The sequence below is a fragment of the Paenibacillus sp. SYP-B3998 genome (assembly GCF_010820665.1).
GTDB lineage: Bacteria > Bacillota > Bacilli > Paenibacillales > NBRC-103111 > Paenibacillus_E.
This window is the reverse complement of the sequence record NZ_JAAIKC010000016.1, coordinates 21,645-42,521: the sequence shown is the minus strand read 5'-3', so window position 1 is coordinate 42,521 and position 20,877 is coordinate 21,645. Positions and strand designations below refer to the sequence as shown.

The following is a 20,877-nucleotide window of genomic DNA, read 5'->3' as shown; positions in this document are numbered from 1 at the left end:
TAAGTATGTGTTCTTACTGAAACTAAAGAAAAACGAGAAAACAAGAGAGGAACTCGATTCATTACGTTAACCCAAATAATCAGCGGTAGACTAGGACATTATTTTGATGTCCTAAGCTACCGCTGTATTTTTTGTAGCCTTAAGTCAAATAGAGCTGAAACGGCATGATACCTTCACGAATCACTAAAATATAGGAATTAGCAATTGGAGTAGAAGTGTTTTACGAGTATTTTACGCTCAATATAACAGAGTAGACTCTTGTTAAGTCTAACACTGAATATCCAAAGGGAGTGAGACAAAAGCCTCATCTCCCTATTTTTTCAACCAAAAATGATTTGAGTTCATCCGAACGTGACAAGAATGTAACATTTCCCCTCTTGATTGTCATCAGAATCGAACGACAGTGTCTAATCTAAACCATACAATAAGGATGTATGAATGGCCTGTTCAATTTGGATTGGTTACCCCCGTCTCAGGTCTGAATACAGTTCCAGTTATTCCAAGTTCAAATGAATAGAAAGCAAGGAGAGGATTCTAGTTGATTAAGAACAAGAAACGAACCCAACGCACGCTAGGCGTCCTGATTGCTCTGCTGACGCTGAGTCTCGCCGGGGAAGCAAACGTGTACGCGCAGCAACAGCCTGAATCGAATCCGCTTGCCTCCGGGAAACAGCTTGCCTCACTCGGCAACGCCGGTACGGGAGATTTTACGAACGGACCGCGTGATGCCAAGGAAGTCGAGGCGTTCCTGGACGCTTTTTTTGCCAAGGATGCCATCAAGCAAAAGGCAGGGGCCGCCATAGTATCCGTCGTTCAAGACGGGAAAGTCCTCGTTTCCAAAGGCTATGGCGTAACGGACCAAACGTCGAAGTCATTAGTAGATGGAAGCCAATCCACGTTCCGGATCGCTTCCGTCTCCAAAGTGTTCACGGCGACTGCCGCTATGCAGCTCGTGGATCAAGGGAAAATTTCGCTTCAGGACAATATTGAAAAGTATCTGAACGGTTTCAAAGTAACCAATCCCTTCGATACACCGGTCACGATTGAGAATTTGTTGACGCATACGACCGGTTTCGAAGTGCGCGAACCATCTGACTCCAGCTATTTGACTGATGCTTCTCAGAAGCCGATCTCACTAAAAGAAAGCATCTTCGATCAGTTCCCGCCAGTCCTTCGCAAGCCCGGAACGTCATATATGTACGATAATTTCGCATCGCGGCTGCTAGGATTCATCGTCCAACAGGTAAGTGGAGAGCCCTTCGGGAGCTATGTACAAAAGCATCTGTTTGGACCGCTCGGCATGACGTCAAGCAGCTTTAGCTTGACGAAGGATTTGGCTGGACGGCTCGTAACTTCTTACGATGCAGCGGGCGGCGCTATTCCGGTGTACGATTTTTCACCGAGCGAGTGGCCGGAAGGCAGCATGGTATCGACAGCCTCCGATATGGCGCTGTTTATGAAAGCTTTCTTGAACAATGGCCGGACAGCTGACGGCACGGTAATCCTGTCGCCTGAATCAGTGAAGGCGATGTCGACCTACCGTGTGGCCATCTATCCGGATTTGCCGGATATGACCTATGGTTTTGAAACGCCTGTGGATCCGTTCCATACGAACGGTGAAGACGTAATCTCCAAAGGTGGCGATATTCTTGGCTTCAGTTCGCTATTGTGGCTGCTGCCTGACCGCAAAACAGGTGTCTTCGTTTCTTACAATGCGAATCAGGATTTGCGAAACGACTTATTTACTGCATTTATGGATCATTATTATGCCGGTCGTAAATCGACATTTGGCCCGGAGGGCTTTAAGCCGCAGACCGAGAAGGCACTCGCCAAGTTCGAAGGCTTGTATTCCGATTTGCGGATCAAATTACTGACCAAAGTCGAAACGGCAGGTGATGGCACCCTTATGGTGAGCGATGTTTCCAGCCGTCACCAACTGAAGCAGGTCGACGATCTGCTGTTCGTGGATGAACAGGGCAAGCCGCTTGCATTCAAGAAGGATGCCGATGGCCGAATCAGTTATCTGAAAAGTTATCTGAGTTACGAGAATTTTTTCAGTTATGCGGCCAAAATACCGGATGATCTGGAAGGTTTCCCGGATGTATCGGTCAGTCATCCGTATGGCAGTTACATTCTCGGCCTGAAATCGCTAGGCTTATTGACTGATGATCTGTCAAAGCCGTTTCAACCTCTGGAATCTGTCACGCGTGGAGCCTTCATTCATGCTTTTAACAAGGTATTGAGTATTCCTGGATCCGCAAATCCATCGTTATTTAAGGACATTGAAAATTCTCCGTACCGAAGAGATATTCAAGCCGCTGTTGAGGCAGGCATATTGAATGGGATGGGAGACGGCTTGTTCGAACCGGACCGTCTGATCCGCCGAGAAGAAGCCGCCGCTATCGTTTTCCGCTTATTGACGGGAACGGGGATTCGGGTGGCAGATTCCACGGCTACGCTCGCGCCCGGCACGTCAGAATGGGCTGTCGAAGCCGTTAGCTCATCTGTGATATGGAAGCTGTATGGGCCTGAGGTGACCGATTCGAACGGTACGATGGACTACGGTTCGCAACGGGCGCTGAACAAGCAGGAGCTGGCAGCGCTGCTATTCACGATGTTGCTTCCGAAATAAGGAAGTTGGCATGTAATCGTTGATGAGACAAGGAAGAGCAGGAAAACACTGCTCTGAACAAGTATGATCCGGGAGGGCGATTTTTGCCTCTCCCTTTTGTTTTTTGAAGTGAAGTCAAGGAGGCTGCCAAGCGCAGACCGATTGAAATGATCGGAAGAACATTGTAATTTGGTCATTTATCGTGGAAATAACGGTGGAAATGCCAACCTGTAATGATATGATGAAGAAAGCTAGGAATGGATTGCTGTATTAAACGAACCAGCGCGGCAATCGCGGGAAGGGGTTTGGCCGTTATGGATTTGAACATTTTTATTATCGAAGACGATGCTGCCATTTTTCGTTCCTTGAAGGAGAGATTGGAACAATGGTCGTTTCACGTCACGGGACCGGAGCGGTATGATGATGTAATGAACACTTTTATTAAAGTGCAGCCTGGGCTGGTCATCATCGATATCCAGCTCCCGATGTATGACGGTTTTCACTGGTGCCGGGAGATTCGGGCGGTGTCGAAAGTACCGATTCTGTTTCTGTCATCGCGTGATCATCCGCTAGATATGGTGATGGCGATGAATATGGGGGCGGACGATTATATTCAAAAGCCGTTCAATATGGATGTGCTGCTGGCCCAAATTCAGGCGATTCTTCGCCGGACGTATGCTTACGGAGAGGAAGCGGCCGATCTTATCGAATGGAACGGCTCCATGATTGATATGAAGCGTGGTCTGATCCGCAAGGATGGACAGGACGTGATTTTAACCAAGAATGAGTTCTTTATACTCGTTGTGCTCGTTAAGGCGAAGGATACAGTGATATCTCGCCACGATCTAATCCGCAAGCTGTGGGATGATGAACGTTTCGTCAACGACAATACGCTAACAGCGAATATAACTCGGTTACGCCAAAAGCTGATGGTATTCCAGCTGGAAGAAGCCATTGTAACGAAGAAAGGGCTTGGCTATATGGCGGCCACGTTATGAGGGGGAAATGACTTGTTACTCCGTTATTTGTATGACAGGAAAAGCTGGATTGTTTTCTACCTGCTTTCCTTGTTATTCGTGGATTTGCTGATCTGGATCGACAATGGCATTGCCATCCAAGTTGTCTCGATGCTGTATTTAAACTCGCTGCTAATTCTGGCTATGGTAGCCTTTCTTGGGTGGCGCTTCCGAAAAGAAACGAAATATGCGCGTCTACTAGCGGATCTGGCTGAAGAAATAGAGGAAGATTGGATTGAAACATTGCCACCTACTTATTTTTATCACGAAGAAGCAACTAATCAGCTTTTGCGGGCAGCGGGTCACTGGTATTGGCATAAACTTTCAGATAGCCATGTTGCCCAATCTGTGGAACAGGACTATATTGCTGCCTGGGTGCATGAAGTGAAGACGCCGCTGACCGCGATGAAATTGACGATCGATGCCAACAAGGGCAATCCGGCGTTGTGCAAAATTGAATCTGAATGGCTGCGAATTCATTTGCTCATTGACCAGCAACTGTACATCTCACGTTTGCCGTCGCTGGAGGCGGATTATGTGCTGGAACAGACCGGGATTCAGCGGCTTGCTTCTCAGGAAGTACGCGAGCTGGCTTCTTGGTGCGTGGAGAAAAATATTGCCGTCGAGTTCGACGGGGAAGAGGCTTTAGTTAGGACGGACCGCAAATGGTGCCGTTTCATCATCCGGCAATTGTTGACGAATGCGGTCAAATATAGCCCAGAAGGCGGAATGATACTTCTGTCGACGACGCTCACGCCTGATGGTCATGTCAGGATAACGATTAAAGATGAAGGGCCGGGCATCGCCACGCATGACTTGCCGCGTATTTTCGACAAAGGATTTACCGGGGGAAACGGTAGATTGCAAAATGCGGCAACCGGACTAGGGCTCTATTTAGCCAGGAATGTTGCGTTCAAAATCGGGATTTCCTTGACGGTACAGTCGGGGCTGCACGCAGGAACGGAGATGGAGATGACCTTCACTGTACGTAATGCGTTCGAATCTGTTCGGACATGACGATGCTGCAATGGACAATCATGGCTGGCCATGTGAACAAAATCGATTCAATATGACAACATTGTCACGTAGAATCTCCTACTTGTCATCTGATGTGAGCGACGGGAACGACCTTTTTCTCTAAAATGAATGTTAGATCAGAGTGGGAGGCTATGGGGATGAATCAAAACAATTGGCAAAAAACCGTGCTGCATGCTGAGCAAATCCGTAAATCATTTGGTGTCAGGGGCAATGTTCAGCAGGTGCTGAGGGGCATCGACCTACGCGTAGTGGAAGGGGAATTTGTCGGCATTATGGGGCCGTCCGGATCGGGGAAGTCGACGTTGATCAATGTCCTGGCGACAATTGATAAAGCGACGGAAGGGAAAATATTCGTCGAAGATGCGGACATCTCGAATATGAAAAACGCAGAACTGTCTATTTTCCGGCGCAACAAGCTCGGTTTCATCTTTCAGGATTACAATTTGCTCGACACGTTGACAGTAAAAGAGAACATTCTGCTGCCCATCTCTCTCGGCAAGATGAAGAAAAAAGCGGCGGAGGTTGAATTTCAGGCCATTGCTGCAGATCTCGGCATCTTGGAGATTGCCCATAAATATCCGCATGAAATTTCCGGCGGTCAGCGGCAGCGGACGTCTGCGGCACGCGCATTGATCCACAGGCCTTCTATCGTATTTGCGGATGAGCCGACAGGCGCGCTAGATTCGAAGGCAGCTTCCTCGCTACTCGGAATGATGGAGGGGCTTAATCGGCAGCGCAGCCTTACCATTATGATGGTGACGCATGATCCAGTAGCCTCGAGCTATTGCAGTCGCGTCGTTTTTTTGAAGGACGGAATGCTGTATTCCGAATTATATCGCGGCACCAAGACGCGGCAAGCCTTCTTCAAAGATATCATGAATGTGCAGGCCGTGCTCGGGGGTGACCACGTTGACACTGTTTGAGTTGGTCATCCGCAGCATGCGGAAAAATATTAAACATTACTATTTGTACTTTTTCGCGCTTATTTTTAGTACAACCCTATACTTCGTGTTTGCTACGTTGCAGAATGATTCTTCCATCATGGCAGCGACATTTGGAGATGTTCAATTTGCTTCGTTGTTTAAAGTGTCAGGGGCATTGCTGCTTGCAATTGTGGTCATTTTCATGATTTATGCGAACACCATTTTTCTGAAACGGCGCAGCAGGGAAATCGGGCTCTATCAGCTGGTGGGCCTTTCGCGCAGAGAAGTGGGGCTGTTGCTCATTACCGAGAATGTGCTCCTTGGGTTAGGAGCGCTCCTAATCGGGATTGGCGGCGGTGCGCTCGTGTCGCGGCTTTTTTTGCTCATTCTGATGAAACTGATCGGTATCGAAAGCGTAATAACCCTCTCATTCTCCTGTTCAGCTGCCATTCAAACCGCCATTGTGTTTGCCATACTTATCGGCCTTACATTGATACAAATGCTGTTCAAAGTTTACCGCACTACGCTGCTCGAACTCTTCAAGGCGGATCGAGAGGGTGATCATCCGAAACAGCCGAGAGCACTCTTGTCCGCCATGATGGGGCTGCTCGGCATTGTGCTGATCGCAATTGGCTATCTGCTCTCCAGCAAAGCGCCCGGTCAGGATCTGTTCCTGCAAATGCTGATCATTCTCGCTTCGACCGTACTCGGAACCTATCTGCTGTTTCGTGTAACGATTGGCTGGCTGTTCTATCGGGTTCGAAGGAGCAAGAACGGACAACTCGGACTGAAAAACAGTTTGTCACTGGCTCCGATCATGCATCGGATGAAAGCTAATGCGAATTCTCTCACACTGATTACGGTTCTGTCTGCGATGACACTGACAATGGTGGCAATCGCTTATTCGCTCTATTATTCGGCCGAGAGTGAGTCCCGGGCCATGCTGCCATACGATTTTATCTTTGAAAATAATGAACATGATGCGAAGTTATTTCGTGTAGAGCTGGAGAAGGCCGGATTTACGTTTATTCATCAACCAGTTGAGGCGGTTCGGCTGACAGGCACTTTCGGCAAAGGGAAGGAGGATGGACACAGCATATTGTTGCTCGCAGCAGAACAACTACAGGCGAGCGGTGCCGATATTGTCATGCCGGGGCAAGGTGAGGCCGTCTGGTACAAAGGCCAGAGGAAAGCATTAAGCAAGGAGAAGGACACCGCTTTGTTTCCGCAAGCGGTTGATTTTGGAGCAAGCGGGGTTCACATCATCATCAATGTGACCAAAGGTATTGATCGCCATACGATGAACTACAACGTGAACGGTCGTCAACTGGTCGTACCGGAGGCGACGCTAAATGCTATTCGTGAGCAGATGCCTGCTTCCCCTGAACAGGAACCCATTCGCATTGATACCTACCAGATCGCAGCTAAGAGCGAGCGTGCAGCGGCATCTGGTTTCTATGCGAAATATGTCAAGGCAGATGAGTTCAGGCCGGACTTCCACGCGTATTATAAAGAGTCACTCCAAAAATTCGGGCTGATCATTTTCATAGCAGGTTTTCTCGGTCTTATCTTCCTGATCGCGACAGGCAGCATACTGTATTTCAAGCAGATGACAGAGGCGGAGCAGGAGAGGAAAAGCTATACGATTCTGCGGCAGCTCGGATTTGGGGAGCGTGAGATGATGGGCGGCATTATCCGTAAACAGCTGTTTGTGTTCGCGATTCCGCTGGCGATAGGGCTTGTCCATTCCATCTTCGCCGTAAAAGCAGCCTCCGCGCTGACGTTGTCAGACATCACCTTTCCAGCAGCTATTGCCATGGCGATATACACGCTCATCTATTTCGTTTTTGCTGTTCTCACCGTTGGTTATTATCGCCGTATTGTGAGGTTGGCGTTGTAGCGGTTTGGCAAGTTACAGGGCTGTTTAGCCGTGGTCATGCTTGTTCAGAGGATGGCATGAAGTGGCGCTTTATACATGACGCACGGAAAGCAGGAAGTACAGACGTTATGATGATTTTGGGTGACAAATAAGTTTTGAAGTAGGGGGTGAATGCTTTAAAAGACTCCTGATTCACAAGTTATGGTATTTATTTAGTAGGTTTTACTAGAGAGACAAGCAGTAGAATTATCAAGTCGGGGAACTCAGGTTCGAGCCTATGTGATGAATGCTGAAATGCAGAGAAAAGTCTCATTGGCAAAATAATGTCCTATCCTTATAAGGGAAGGGACATTATTTTTTTATCAATTGCGCTCTGTTGTCACTATTTCGCCAGAAACGATGTGACCTCCGTCACAGTAGCTTCCTCCCGCTTCTGATAAGCTAATCGTTGTAAGAGACATAGCGAATCATGAACGGAGGATGCATCATGTTTTGTTACCAATGCGAACAAACGCCGGACGGCGGTTGCAAGGTTATCGGGGTGTGCGGAAAAGACGAGACGATCGCAAGCCTGCAGGATACGATCATCTTTGCACTGAAGGGAATTGCCGCTTATGCGACGCACGCCAGACAGCTTGGCTACACCGACCCGGAAGTGGATAAAATAACGCACGAAGCACTTTATCTGACATTAACCAACTCTAATTTCAATCTGCAGGAGCACCTAGATATGGCCATGAAGGTTGGCAATGCAGCGGTGCGGATCATGGATGTACTCGACCGTGCGCATACGACGCACTTCGGTATTCCGCAGCCGGTTACGGTACCGCAGAATAAGATCGAGGGCAAGTGCATCGTCGTGACGGGGCACAACCTGTATGCGCTAGAAGAGCTGCTTAAGCAGACGGAAGGCAAAGGCATCAATATCTATACCCACTCCGAAATGCTGCCAGCCCATGGGTATCCGAAGCTGAAGCAATATGCACATTTAAAAGGAAACATCGGGAAAGCTTGGTATGATCAACGCCGGCTGTTCGAGCAGTTCCCGGGAGCGATTCTAGCGACGACAAACTGCGTCATGCCGATCAAGGGCACGTATGCGGATCGCTTTTTCTCCTATGAGGTAGCCGGGCTTGAGAACGTCGCGAAAATTGTCGACGAGGATTTCTCGCCGCTGATCGAGCGGGCGCTCGAGCTGCCGGAGGCGAATATCGACTCCGAGCAGGTGCTGACCACCGGCTACCACCACGAAACCGTCATCGGGCTTGCGCCAGAGATCATTCAAGCGGTTAAAGACGGCCTGATCAAGCGTTTCTTCGTCATCGCCGGCTGCGACGCCCCGGGCAAGGGCGGCGAGTATTACCGCGAACTGGCGACATCGCTTCCGAACGACACGATCATCCTGACGACGTCCTGCGGCAAGTTCCGCTTTAATGATGTGGATTACGGCACGGTTGCTGACACCGGTATCCCGCGATACATCGATTTGGGCCAGTGCAACAACTCCGGCTCCACGGTCAAAATCGCGCTGGCGCTTGCCGACGCCTTTGGCTGCAGTGTCAACGAACTGCCAGTGAGCATCGTGTTGTCATGGTTCGAGCAGAAGGCAGTCGCCATTCTGTTAGGCTTGTTCAGCCTCGGAATCCAGGATATCCGCATCGGCCCGAAGGCGCCGGAGTTCATTAATGAGGGTGTCATGAACGTACTCGTCGAGAAATTCGGCCTGAAACTGATCGGCGATGCACAAGAGGACATGGCGGCCATGCTTTCGTTGCACTAATCTGATTATGGCGTTGTATATACGTTTTGAAGTAAAGGCGTTCACTCTATTGGGTGAACGCTTATTAATTTTGTTGTATGGTGAAAAAGCTACGTGCAGAATAGCGGAACAAAGTATGATCTGTTTCGTCTAATTTATAAAAGGGGGTCAGTAATGAAAATTAGTATCTCATTAAAACAAATTATTGTAGGAGTCTCAATTGTGTTTATAATTGTGGGATTTACCCCTCTTGGAAAAAGTATAAGAGTAGAAGCAGCAAAAACTCTCATTACAACAAGATACCAACAAGAAACAAGGATTTTAGTTGGAAAAGAAAAAAGAGATGAATTAATCAAGGAGCTTTATGATAAATACGGGATTGAATAAGTTTTATATTGAATGATATTGTAGCAGTAGAAGCAGGAGGCAGCCATTCTTTAGCTTTAACTAAAGACGGTAAAGTATGGTCTTGGGGTCGAAATGAATTTAATCAATTAGGCAATGGAAGCACCAAAAAAAGTAATATACCAGTTATCGTTAGAAATTTAAGTGGAGTTACAAGTATTTCAGCAGGAAATAATCATTCTTTAGCTTTAACTCGAGATGAGGGAATTTGGGCTTGGGGGTATAACTCAAACGGTCAAATTGGCGATGGGAGTAGTAATGTTTATGAAAAAGATGGTAGTTTAAAAGATAGCCAAAATAAACCTGAACCTGTAAAAATTGATGGATTTAATGGGAATATAAATTTTGTTTCAGCAGGTTTTAAGCACTCGGTAGCTCTAACTGAAAATGGTGAGGTTTATGTATGGGGATGGAATCAGTATGGTCAGCTAGGAAATGGAACAACGGTAGATTCTAAAATTCCAGTGAAAAATAAACTCAATGCAAAAATAATAAAAATTGATACCGGATCTTACCATTCATTTGCAATTGATGACCAAGGAATTATTCATGCCTGGGGAGATGATACTTACGGGCAGCTTGGAGATGGCGTAACGAATAAGTTTAGAATCTTCCCCACGGTAATTGAATTGAAGTAGCATGCCTGAATTATATATCTGGCTATCTTTGGCCCGGCGGTAGCCCGTTTATTGAAACAGAGAGAAGGAAAGGCAATGGGAGAAATGCTAGTGCTACTTCCCCTCTAAACGGAGAAATTATCGAGAATACTTGGTTTATACGAGAATTTGGAGTTTAGTGACTCGAAGACGAACAAATCGCTCTTCGTTACTATGCTTTCACGGCATACGAAGGGCGATTTGTTGTGCTAACATAGACAGAAGTCAGGTAAGTAAAAGATAGAGATCAAATTCCAGTATTTGGGATAGCGCGGTTTTCCCAAACTTAAGCCCAATAAGTAGCACTTGGACCGATCCATCAGTAAAGGGGTATCGAGATTTAACGGCTAACATTTGCGGACGAAATAAGAGCTTCGATTTGCTGTTGCTCGGTGGGGTCTTTTGCAACCAGCTTTTCAAACAAAGCTTGATCATTTTGCTTTTGCATGTTTAGGGCAGCCAAATAATAGCGAGCTGCCAAGCGATTTAATTGATCGTCCAATTGATCTGTCAGAATCGGTTTAAGAAACGCAATCGAATTCTGGAACTCTCCACGCATGAAATAAATCTCACCCAAAGAAATGGACATTTGTTTGGTAACCCCAAATTGTTGTCCTTGGTTTTGTTCTTTAGGAAGGCTTTTAAGAAGTTCCATTCGATTAAGCACGGTTTGATGTAATTCCAGTGCGTTATTCCAGTATTTACTAGAATTTTGTGCCTTACCATCTGCTTTCGCTTGAATTCCTAAGTCGGCTGCCAAAGAGATGCCCATTTCATATAAACTAATTTGCCATGGAAAGTTCGGAAGCTCGGAATTTACAAGGGTGAGGGCTTCCTCCAGTTGCCCCTTCATTTGAAAGTGTGTTAATTGCCCCATCACCAATAGGCGATTATGAGGCTCTTTTTGTTTTAATGATAGAATTAAACTTTCCGACTCCGAGTAAAATTGCTCGTCTTTCGTTTGCCTATAAAGCTGATCTAGTATCGTAACTTTGCCTGGAATAAACATCGAACCACTAGAAAAACCCATAATATAATCTGGATGATTTGGACTGAGTTTAATAGCGCTATTTAATGGCACAGCAATCTCATTATAGTTTTGATTCTTCCCTATCATTTTTAGATAAGTATCGAATGAACTATTAGAACTTAACAATCTGACAGAAGTAAAGAACAATGCTATAGAAAGTAATAGAATCAACGCAGGATACGTTTTATGAAACACCCAATTTTCTGTTTTTAGTTTTATAGGAACAGGTTCCGTAAAAGCCAACATGCCTCCCAAAGAAAGAAATAGGAGGGTGCCAAGATAAACATAGCTTAGATCAAAGTCGATGCTACTATGAGAGAGTAATGAGAGCGTGAAAATAAAAAACACAAAATACTGATCTCGTTTTTCCTGGGAAGCTTTGAAATAACTTTTGATGTAAAATAGCAAGATGGAAGCAATAAAAACAAGTAAAACAAGAACACCTAAAATACCCACTTCAACTAAGTATTGCAAAAAGAAATTATGTGCTTGACGGCTTACATAAGGGTTATTTTGGTATTTTTCATAAAGTGCGGCCCATGCCCCTCCACCTGCACCTAATATAGGGTAATCTTTCCAAAGCTTAATAGCATCCATGTAGAATGTTCCGCGCTCCAAAACACTATGCTGGGCGAAGTTTATACTTTGAAGTCTTGTTTGGATGTTGGAAGGAAGCAGATTTTTGAACCCCGTGTCGCTAAATATCAACACAGCTCCAATGAGACCTAAAATGATTGCGGTCATAGGAAGGATAATGTTTGTGAACTTGCGACCGGCAAACCGTTGAAGCTTCTTGTCAAGAATCGGAGCAAGAAACAGTTGAATGAGCACAGAAAGAATGGCAAAAGATGCCGAAGCTACTAGCAACCAGATCCATCCCTGCCAAGATAATGAAAGCGAAAATTGACTTTCCAGTTGAACCCCTATATCGGTAATCTTAGCTAATATTACCAAGGAAACAATGAATGCGAGTCCAAGATGAATTAACATTAGGGTCTGCTTTTGAAGATTTTGAAAGACAAGAATGATTAGCAGCACGGCTGGTAATATAACGATAGCTCCGCGGGATAAGGTAAGCCAGAATGAAATGATAACTAACAACATCATGAATGCATGCACCGCAATAGCATACCACTTTCGTGATTTTACAACGTAAAATGTTGATGCCAACAAAATTGCAATCAAGTATGCCGCATAACTGTTTGCGTATTGAAAAACAGAGGTTAACCTGATTCCATTTGAATCATTCATAACGGCTTGGTTATAAACTCCATTTATATCTGTAAACCATCCAACCAAAGCACCTGCAAACCTTGCATTTCCAAACCAATTCAATAATCCAAAAATAACAATGAAGTATCCCGAAGCCATCAGGGTTCCAGAAATTATGGAGTAACCTAATTTATTTCTCATTAAAAACGATCCCAAAATAAAAAAAGTTATATAAATCATTTGAATATAAAGCATATTCACGGCATAATGTTGCGACGCGGCATGAATAAGCGATATAAGATACGTTAAAGGAATTAATAATACTAAGAAACAAAGTGTGTCTCTATGGTCTCGAAGCTTCCATATAAAGAAGAGATGAATGGATAACATAAATAAAAAAATGGAGGACCAGATTACAGAAGAATAGATAGGTCGTTCAAAATCAAAAGAGTTTCCATTGAAAAGCCCTTTCTGAAATGGAGCCCAAAATAAAAAAAACACTAAGAGTCCTATAATTAACCAGTAAATCACAGATTTTTTTTCGACTTCGGCCGCAGCATCCTTAACTGGCTGCTGCATACCGTATATCCTTTTACCCATCGGTATATTTTCCCTTCTCTCCCTAAAATTACAACAAATTCATTATAAACTACCTACCCCTTTTTAGTAAAATCTTTTGCTTTATTATCAGAGAATAGTTTAGCTTTATTAAGATCTTAGGCATAACTCCTTGTTCAATTCTGTTTCCTCTTCCCATATCATTTGGTGAAATAGTTTTACTTCAACAAGTCTGTAATATATATTATACGGTAATTCCATAAAATGGTCTATGTCCCATATAAATCTTTATCTATCCTGATAGACGATTGTCATCACGAACCATTTTAATTGGCTGGAAATCTGGGCGCTGTCGGCCCGCGATCCACATGAACATGACGTTTTCACGCACGGCTTTTGCGATTTGGCGGGAGTAGTAGAACCGCTGGGTGTAGGTGTGTGGTTGATGACTTTGGTCAACAATTTGGGATGGTAGCTATCTCTGATACCACCGGGGTATACAGATGCAAATATCTTGTCGCTGACCTTCTTGCAGGAAAGAAAGTTCTGTATGTCATGAGGAGGAGATCTAGCTGGATTCGATTTCTTTGTCCGAACGGTAGTTTAGGTATGACGGCGTGAAAAGCCACCCCTTAGCTTGGCGACCGAAACCACCGCAGGGGTGCTTCCGATTGTATACTAAGGGGTGAGTTTGGTCCAAAACCTACTTGATACTAGCGTTCAATTGTGTGCATTCTGCGGCAGTGACGTTCTCGCCGCAAACGGCAATTTGGTTTTGTGGCTTTCCATCTGCCAAGTCGCTTGTGAGACGATTGCCAAGGACATGATTTAAAGTATTCAGGTTGTAGCCATTATCCTGTTCAAATTGCCATCCGAATACACCAGCCAAACCGTGATCCTTGGCATATTGTGCTTTCAGCGCGACGGTGCGCGGAGTTTCGATGGTGATGAACGAGCCGACCGTCGGATTGACCAGATAGTCGGCATTGGCCGCTTTATCTGTGTAGAGATGGTAACCGTTTTTCGGTTTCAAATCTTTATCAAGGAAATTTTGATAGAGATCGTATCCTTCCACGACGCCGGCTTCCCAGGAGCCAACACCCGCAATGCCCAGGATCAAATTTGCGCCTGTAGCGTTCAGGTCGCCGAAGGTGGAGGAGCCCTTCAAGCCATTGGAATACTCGGTGATGTCGCTGGGTTTTATCGCTTTCGAGCGGTGATAGTTGGCGATACCGATCATAATTTTGTTGGCTGGCACGCTATGGTTGGTTAAATATTTCACTATTGCGTCAACAGAGAGCTGGATCTGATTACCGCTTTCGTCTTTCAGGTTTGGATTGTTATACAGCGAAGTGTGGTGTCCTAATTGGCGTCCCCAAGCGCCGGTGAAATCGTAGGTCATGGCGTATAAACGGTCGAGATATTTGCTTACTTGTGTCCAGTCGATTTTATCAAGCGCTGGTACGCTGGCAGGAATGGCGCTGGAAAGTCGGTACTGTTTGCCGGTTTTCTTCGAAAGCCAATCCATGCCCGCACGCAAATCTTTCAAAAGCTGCAAGTAGTTCTGCGGATCGTCGGGGCGGGCCATGCCCACTACGGCTCCATCCGTGCCAGGGTATTCCCAGTCGATATCGATCCCGTCAAAATCGAATTCCTCCAAGAAGCGAACGACGGAATCTACAAACGCTTTGCGGCGAGTAGCGTCAGAGGCCATCCAGGGAAAGCCTTCGCTCAGCGTCCATCCGCCGACAGACAAATCGAGCTTCAGGTTCGGGTTGTTTTTGCGATGCTGATAGATCACGCCAAACACGCCTCGCACATCTTTGGGGTCGAGATCGTACATGCTTTCCGTGCCCGTCAAACTTCCGGCTGTCTGGCCAGGCTGCAAGCGAAGGAATGCCGCTTCAAAGTCGGCTACCGCCATGGCGCCGTCAGGCAGGTTGCTTTGCTTGCAGGTGCGGTTGACCGCAGCTGGAGCGGTGGTCGGAAAACCTGGAGTTTGCGAGTTCTTGGCCGCCGGGAAGCAGACGCCGGCAAAGCCGTATACGATGCGATCAACGTTTTTCACAGCCAATTTATTAAAATCAAAGCGACGTCCGTAAATCCCCCAATCCCCCATATATTCCACGATTTCTTGACCTGCGTTGCGATCGTAAACGTTGTTCTGAAGCGGTAAGGTTCCCGAAGGGAGCTTTGCTACACGAGCGCCGTTGTCCGCATCAAAACCTGGATGATTGCCTCCCGGATCTGTCGAAGGATCGATGCCTCCACGAATGCCTCCCGTTCCTGTGCCCGATACGGGATGCGCTGCGGCTATCTGGCCTGATGGCAGCACGATGCCAGTACGCGGATTCCCGTTAACGGGGGTAGGCTGGCCGTAATCAATCGTGTTTGGTATGGATACGGGGCACAAGTTAGGGTCAGCGATACCGACCAGTTCCCACATATGATAAATCGTATCGTCAGGGGCGATGCCGTGAACATCGGATAACGCGCGATATGCTTTGCCGTTATAGCCGACAATTTTGTCTTTGGCATAAATTTTGGTAGATAGGTAGGCTGGCGCGCAATATGGCGTTGTCGGACTCGGACCGCCGGGATCAACGGTAACTACTCGCCACAACGTAGACGCATTAGGCGGTTCCCATCCCAACAAGGAGGTATGCGCGAAGGTGCACTGATAATTTTTACCGCTGTAACTAACCGTGTCTCCGACTTTATAGGCGATATTGGGCTGCCATGCGTTATAGCCCACAGGCGTCGTTGTGGAGATGGAATTGCTAGCAGCGGAAAAGTTTCCGGCCGCATCTTTGGCTGTAACCGTGAAGGTGTACGCGGTGTTCCCTGTCAATCCGCTGACGGTTGCCGTTGTATTGTTGGTAGACAAAGAAAGTGCTGTACCGATGTACACGTTGTATCCAACTACACCTATGTTGTCGCTGGAAGCGCCCCAGGATAACGATACGCTGGATGATGTTGTGGCGGTGATGGTTAAGTTGGTTGGAGTGGTGGGCGGCTGTGTATCGATTACGATTCCGGTTGTGGTCACGGTGACCGTGTTACTGGCAGTGGATAAGTTACCTGCTGCGTCTTTGGCTTTTACCGTAAAGGTGTACGTCGTATTGGCTGTCAATCCGCTGACCGTAGCGCTAGTGTCGGTTACGGTGACTGCAGATTGGGAGCCCAAGTATATAATGTAACCGGTTACATTAACGTTATCAGTGGAGGCTCCCCATGAAAGGGTTACGCTGGTGGCAGCTATACTCGTTGCGGCTGCTTGACTTGGAGCTGTTGGCGGCTGCGAATCGACACTTGCTGTTTCTAACCAGAGTGAAGGCACGTTAGACGGCTCCCACCCGGGCAAAGATTGGTGGTTTTGCCGGCAAGCATACGCTTTCCCCCCATATGTTACAGTATCGCCTGTGGAATAGGCTGTGTAAGGAGCCCAAGCTCCTCGATCGGCGGCATAAGAGGCGGCGGGGAAAAGCGGCAGAAGCGTTAAAAGAAGTGCGGTGACAAGCGACAAAATGATAGCTTTCTTTGTCGAAATTTTTCTCATCCTTCATAAAACTCCTTTCAATTTTGATTAATTCAATCAATTCATGTGTTACAAAATGATCTTTATTCTTATTATTCTATAGATATAACTTCTTTCTAAGAGTTAATAAAATAATTGTTTTTTTCTGGAAAATGGACAAACCTGCACCGCGCCTAACCCTTGTAGGTACAACCTAATGGATGCCCAGCCGGAGTAGGGGTTAAGCAGTCCTTAGCGGGCTTGCGGTCTTCGACAATATTGGGTGCATGAGGACAATCGGCAAAGATCTGCAATATCCCCGTTCAAACGCTTCGCTTTTACAACAAGCTTGGCTCGGTTATTCCCAGTCACACTGACCAATCCTCTGCTTACCGGTATTATTCTCGCTCGAGGAGATATAGGCAACTTTGAATAAAGGAAGCTTGGATAGCCTGGTAGAGAAGCCATAATTCAAGAAACAAATAAAAAACCGAAGCGTGAGCACTAACTCACCTTTCGGTTTTTGTTTAATTCGGCCACCATGATATGAAACCTTGAGCTTTTTGCGTAGAGCTAATTAATTAGCTTTAAATTGACTAACAAATTGAGTTAAATCATTCAAGTATTTGTCATCAAAAAGACTTCTGGGAAAGAAAATAGCTGTTAGATTTGTTCGTAATTTAGATGCAACCATCTCCTTTTTTAGCATGGAATGATCAGCATCAGGTAAAATGGATACAGATAACTGGTTAGATTGTATATGTTGTCGATAAATAAGATCTGTATTATTAATATCAACATTTATATCCTGACCACCTAAGACTAAATGAACGGGTGAATTAAAATATTTCAAATCCTCTGTTGCATCAGAGAGATAATTCTTTTTAATAAAACTCCATCTTTCTTTAGAAATCAAACTATTTTTATTCGCAATTTTGAGATAATCGTCATAAGAAGATTGTGATTTCAATAAATCTAAGACTTGATTATCATATTTTTCTACCTCTTGAATCTCCTTTTCGGAGGTTCCCTCTTTTTGAAGGTTTTTTCTAGTGTTGTATTTTCCTTGAGTAACCCAATTTATAGCTGGTGAGACAAGAATGTTAAAAGCGATATCTTTATCCTCTTTTGCGATTTTCGGAATCACCCAGCCACCTTGACTTGCACCCCATAAACCGATCCTTTTGCTGTCAACCATTGGTAAATTTTTAGCCCAGTGTATTGCATGAATAGCTTCTTGGGCACGATCATCCATACTTTGTTCCAGCCAATTTCCATTTGATCCATTAATTCCTGGCTTATTCAAGGATAATGAAGCGTATCCGACTGAAGCGAATTTCTCCCACAGTGGTTTATATCCGCCATCATAGGAATCATTAATTGCACCATCACCATGAACAAATACGACAAGACCTAATTTTCCAGAATAATCGGTTGGTAACGCTAAAGTACCTGTTAAAATGCCATTGGAAGTTTCAATTTCTATTTTCTTTTCAGTTATTTTAAACGTATTTTGATATATAAATAGTACGATGCTAGCAGCAAGTATACCTATAGTTCCTACTAATATAAGTTTAAAGTGTTTTTTCATGTGTTTCACTCCTAGTATGTTGCTTTGCTCCCCATGCCATGAAATTCCATTTCTTTTCTTTGAAGATAAGATGCCTCATCAAATTATATTTTGATTTTTCAATACAGAACCCCATCTTTTCATATAAATGAATCGCATGTTTGTTTTTATCAGATACATATAAGGTTAATTGCTCAAATTCAGTATGATTTTGGATGTAATTTTTAGACCAAGCAAGGAGAAGCGTGCCAATTCCTTTATTGCGATAACTTGAATGAATAGCAATATGTTCGATATAACATTCCTGCTCTTTGGGTTGGTACTCTAGGAATCTCATTCCAATAATAAATCTCCATACATTTATAAATCCATATCGCTTGAAGAGGTGCATGATATCAATTTTTGTTGTTGTGCTTTTTGATGAACTGTTCTCTTTCCATTTTAGTAAAATAGTCCCTATAATTGCTTCGTTTTCTTTGATTACCATTTGTTTTTTTGCTGAAAAATTTGAATCATCCGTCCAAGTCTCCATGAGCAACTCGATAATAGCTTTATCGTCTAGATTTACCAGAGAATGAAATTTTCCATGAAATGATTCAACTAGAAGACTACGAATAGCTTCATCGTCTTCCTTTTGATAAGGGACAATTATGAATGGGCTCATTTCATACCTCCAAATCGTTTTTTTAGTCGCTGATTTTCACTTGTATCTCATAGAGAAGACTATTGTTGCTAAACATAGAAAGATAGGATTTTTCTATGATTATGATTTCTCCTGCATAGGAATACTGATTTTCTTGTATATACTGCTGTAACTTTTTTATTTCTTCTAAAATGTCGTTATCCCCTGTCACTATAAAATTTTTAATAAGATAATTTCCTTGTTCCAGTTTCAGATCAGCAGAACGAACGGATTCAAAACAAATGCTAATTCTGTTGTAGGCGTATAAATAATGCAAGTCTGATTCAAATAAATTAGGTAGTTTAAGCCTCTTTTCATAAAGGTTTCTCGCATTTATCTGCTCTTCTTCTCCGAGTTGAATCCATTGTGTCATATGTCGAGTGTCAAAATACTTCATGTGATAATGGTTTTCTGGATTGTTATGAGACGCATTGTGTTCTGTAAGAACCTTTTGTATAAAGTCCTTAAGGATCATTAATTGGTCGATTTCAGACTGAATGTCTTTCAAAGTTTTCGTGAAAAGCTGGCTATAATCATTGGCGGAGTAAGAGATCATACATTCTTTAATTTGTTTCACAGATATATTAAGTTTGCGGAGAAGTAAAATTTGAGAAAGTTGATAGATCTCGCTAATCCCATACATACGATATTGATTATGGTCTATATATGCAGGATAGAGTATTTCCTTCTCTTCAAAATAACGTACTTGATGTACGGATACATTCATCAGTTTTGAAAGTTCACTGATTGTGATATACGCGCTCATTTGCGACACTCCATTCGAATGATTCATAGCTTTACAATAAACCTTAGGTCTGACCTAAGGTCAAGAGAAATATGAAATTTAATTATTTATTGCTAAAACATTTATGTTTATCCCCCTAAAGGTCTTGGGCACTAAGGTGTAATTTCCCTCCAATGAAGCCTGAAACAACACAAACGGAGCCACGCGGGTTAGCGGGCTCCGTTTTCTAAAAAACGATGGAAATTCACATGCTGTGATTATTATTTTGGTAATAAACAAAAGGAATGAATAGGAAGCAATGGGGAATTTAAAGAACATGGATCATACCACTATTTACCATTAATATAAATAGATACATATTACTATAAATAAATGTCGAAAAATGATGAAATATTCCTTGATATGGAGCCGAGTCCATATGTCTAAAAATAAAGTTGACAAAAATTGAACGGTGTACGAAAATATCAATATTATTCCATTATATAGAAATAATATTATATTTATGGGTATTATGAAATTTTAATAACAAACTATGAAAAGGAGCTTGTTAAGATGCGAATGTAGATCTGCTTTTAGAAGGACCTAAAAATTCATCCGTTTTGTTCCAATTCGCTAAACGATAAAGTACGAAACCTGTTTTCCTTAAAATGAAAAAAAAGTTATTTTTTGAAGTGTTTTTTAATTTTTCAGGATCATACATAAAACCTTAAAGCTATTTTAACACTGAGAAAATATATGAGGAGCATACTAAAAATGTAAATAAAATGTAATTATTATGAAATAAAAGTAATTTTGGTAATTGGGTGATGTATACAAAACGTTTACCTAAATCCGTGATTGATGTTCTTTGAAAACAGAAGATATTTGAAAAAAACCAAGCATTCTGGCAGATATTCGTTCGTGCATTCAACTTCATTTATTTATCCGTGTTCCACAGTTGGAAAAGAAATATATATCCCCAAACGCCTATTCGTATCCGAAAAAGAACTCCGCCGCCTTTGACCTACACTCGAGATTTACTTCAACTTTCCCGTCGACGCTAAACACATACTCTACGAAACCGATTTTGATTGCAACCATTTTTTTATTCACCTAACAAGGCAGCAAGTAAATCAAGAAACCATTAATACGCATTTACCACATCTTCGTGAAAGGTTCTGGTCATCTGGAATTCAATAATTAAGGTATTTCCGAAATACATTTTAGGAGGGAAATTGTATCGAACTTTCGGTCCCATTTGCCGTTTGATCAGACAAGCTGGGACTCCGTTTTGTTG

Annotated in this window: 13 protein-coding genes and 3 pseudogenes; 9 read left to right on the top strand and 7 right to left on the bottom strand. The window is 44.0% G+C overall.

From position 1 onward, the window contains the following. Window positions 1-538 precede the first annotated feature (538 nt). From GK047_RS25590 to GK047_RS25555, 8 genes are all read left to right on the top strand, one after another. Window positions 539-2,632 carry a serine hydrolase domain-containing protein gene (locus tag GK047_RS25590; protein WP_163953075.1) on the top strand — a complete coding sequence of 698 codons (2,094 nt, stop codon included), beginning with the start codon at window positions 539-541 and terminating at the stop codon, window positions 2,630-2,632. A gap of 293 nt (window positions 2,633-2,925) precedes the next feature. Next, window positions 2,926-3,609: a response regulator transcription factor gene (locus GK047_RS25585; protein ID WP_163953073.1), complete on the top strand. Its 684-nt coding sequence runs from the start codon at window positions 2,926-2,928 to the stop codon at window positions 3,607-3,609. 12 nt (window positions 3,610-3,621) lie between these two features. Then, window positions 3,622-4,644 carry a sensor histidine kinase gene (locus tag GK047_RS25580; protein WP_240344243.1) on the top strand — a complete coding sequence of 341 codons (1,023 nt, stop codon included), beginning with the start codon at window positions 3,622-3,624 and terminating at the stop codon, window positions 4,642-4,644. Between the two features lie 125 nt (window positions 4,645-4,769). After that, a complete protein-coding gene (locus GK047_RS25575) occupies window positions 4,770-5,588 on the top strand; it encodes an ABC transporter ATP-binding protein (protein ID WP_275901715.1) in 819 nt (272 codons plus the stop codon). Next, entirely contained in the window at window positions 5,566-7,488 is a 1,923-nt protein-coding gene (locus GK047_RS25570) for an ABC transporter permease (protein ID WP_346010389.1), read from the top strand. Before GK047_RS25575 ends, GK047_RS25570 begins: the two co-directional genes overlap by 23 nt. Before the next feature lie 466 nt (window positions 7,489-7,954). Continuing rightward, on the top strand, window positions 7,955-9,247 hold the full coding sequence (hcp, locus tag GK047_RS25565) for a hydroxylamine reductase (protein ID WP_163953069.1): 1,293 nt from the start codon (window positions 7,955-7,957) through the stop codon (window positions 9,245-9,247). A gap of 153 nt (window positions 9,248-9,400) precedes the next feature. After that, entirely contained in the window at window positions 9,401-9,613 is a 213-nt protein-coding gene (locus GK047_RS25560; protein ID WP_163953067.1) for a hypothetical protein, read from the top strand. An 8-nt stretch (window positions 9,614-9,621) separates the two neighbouring features. Next, window positions 9,622-10,269, top strand: coding sequence for an RCC1 domain-containing protein (locus GK047_RS25555; protein ID WP_163953066.1), 648 nt, complete (start codon window positions 9,622-9,624; stop codon window positions 10,267-10,269). A 358-nt stretch (window positions 10,270-10,627) separates the two neighbouring features. Here the strand turns inward: GK047_RS25555 and GK047_RS25550 are convergent, their stop codons facing one another. From GK047_RS25550 to GK047_RS30445, 4 genes and pseudogenes are all read right to left on the bottom strand, one after another. Continuing rightward, window positions 10,628-13,108 carry an O-antigen ligase family protein gene (locus GK047_RS25550; protein WP_163953064.1) on the bottom strand — a complete coding sequence of 827 codons (2,481 nt, stop codon included), beginning with the start codon at window positions 13,106-13,108 and terminating at the stop codon, window positions 10,628-10,630. Window positions 13,109-13,397: 289 nt separating this feature from the next. Further along, window positions 13,398-13,615 (bottom strand): annotated as a pseudogene (locus GK047_RS30755) (transposase); the annotation flags it as partial. Window positions 13,616-13,790: 175 nt separating this feature from the next. Next, window positions 13,791-16,328: pseudogene (locus GK047_RS25545) on the bottom strand (glycosyl hydrolase family 18 protein); the annotation flags it as partial. Window positions 16,329-16,472: 144 nt separating this feature from the next. Continuing rightward, window positions 16,473-16,646, bottom strand: a pseudogene (locus GK047_RS30445) (carbohydrate-binding protein); the annotation flags it as partial. 264 nt (window positions 16,647-16,910) lie between these two features. On the opposite strand from GK047_RS30445, the gene GK047_RS30750 reads away from it, so the two are divergent. Next, complete coding sequence (locus tag GK047_RS30750; protein ID WP_163953143.1) at window positions 16,911-17,036, top strand: MerR family DNA-binding transcriptional regulator; 126 nt, start codon at window positions 16,911-16,913, stop codon at window positions 17,034-17,036. A gap of 145 nt (window positions 17,037-17,181) precedes the next feature. On the opposite strand, the gene GK047_RS25535 is transcribed toward GK047_RS30750, so the two are convergent. From GK047_RS25535 to GK047_RS25525, 3 genes are read right to left on the bottom strand one after another with little or no spacing between them, the layout of a single operon-like run. Further along, the gene (locus tag GK047_RS25535; protein ID WP_163953061.1) at window positions 17,182-18,195 is read right to left on the bottom strand and encodes an alpha/beta hydrolase family protein; all 1,014 of its coding nucleotides are present in this window, start codon (window positions 18,193-18,195) and stop codon (window positions 17,182-17,184) included. Next, window positions 18,179-18,838, bottom strand: a complete 660-nt coding sequence (locus tag GK047_RS25530) for a GNAT family N-acetyltransferase (protein ID WP_163953059.1) — start codon at window positions 18,836-18,838, stop codon at window positions 18,179-18,181. The genes GK047_RS25535 and GK047_RS25530 overlap by 17 nt, the downstream gene beginning before the upstream one ends. Before the next feature lie 22 nt (window positions 18,839-18,860). Continuing rightward, on the bottom strand, window positions 18,861-19,622 hold the full coding sequence (locus GK047_RS25525) for a MerR family transcriptional regulator (protein WP_163953057.1): 762 nt from the start codon (window positions 19,620-19,622) through the stop codon (window positions 18,861-18,863). Between the last annotated feature and the right edge of the window lie 1,255 nt (window positions 19,623-20,877).

Bases quoted from the DNA above. Each gene is read 5' to 3' on its own strand.
- GK047_RS25585 (WP_163953073.1), top strand. From the start codon at position 2,926: ATGGATTTGAACATTTTTATTATCGAAGACGATGCTGCCATTTTTCGT.
- GK047_RS25575 (WP_275901715.1), top strand. From the start codon at position 4,770: ATGAATGTTAGATCAGAGTGGGAGGCTATGGGGATGAATCAAAACAAT.
- hcp (WP_163953069.1), top strand. From the start codon at position 7,955: ATGTTTTGTTACCAATGCGAACAAACGCCGGACGGCGGTTGCAAGGTT.
- GK047_RS25560 (WP_163953067.1), top strand. From the start codon at position 9,401: ATGAAAATTAGTATCTCATTAAAACAAATTATTGTAGGAGTCTCAATT.
- GK047_RS25550 (WP_163953064.1), bottom strand. From the start codon at position 13,108: ATGCAGCAGCCAGTTAAGGATGCTGCGGCCGAAGTCGAAAAAAAATCT.
- GK047_RS25535 (WP_163953061.1), bottom strand. From the start codon at position 18,195: ATGAAAAAACACTTTAAACTTATATTAGTAGGAACTATAGGTATACTT.
- GK047_RS25530 (WP_163953059.1), bottom strand. From the start codon at position 18,838: ATGAGCCCATTCATAATTGTCCCTTATCAAAAGGAAGACGATGAAGCT.
- GK047_RS25525 (WP_163953057.1), bottom strand. From the start codon at position 19,622: ATGAGCGCGTATATCACAATCAGTGAACTTTCAAAACTGATGAATGTA.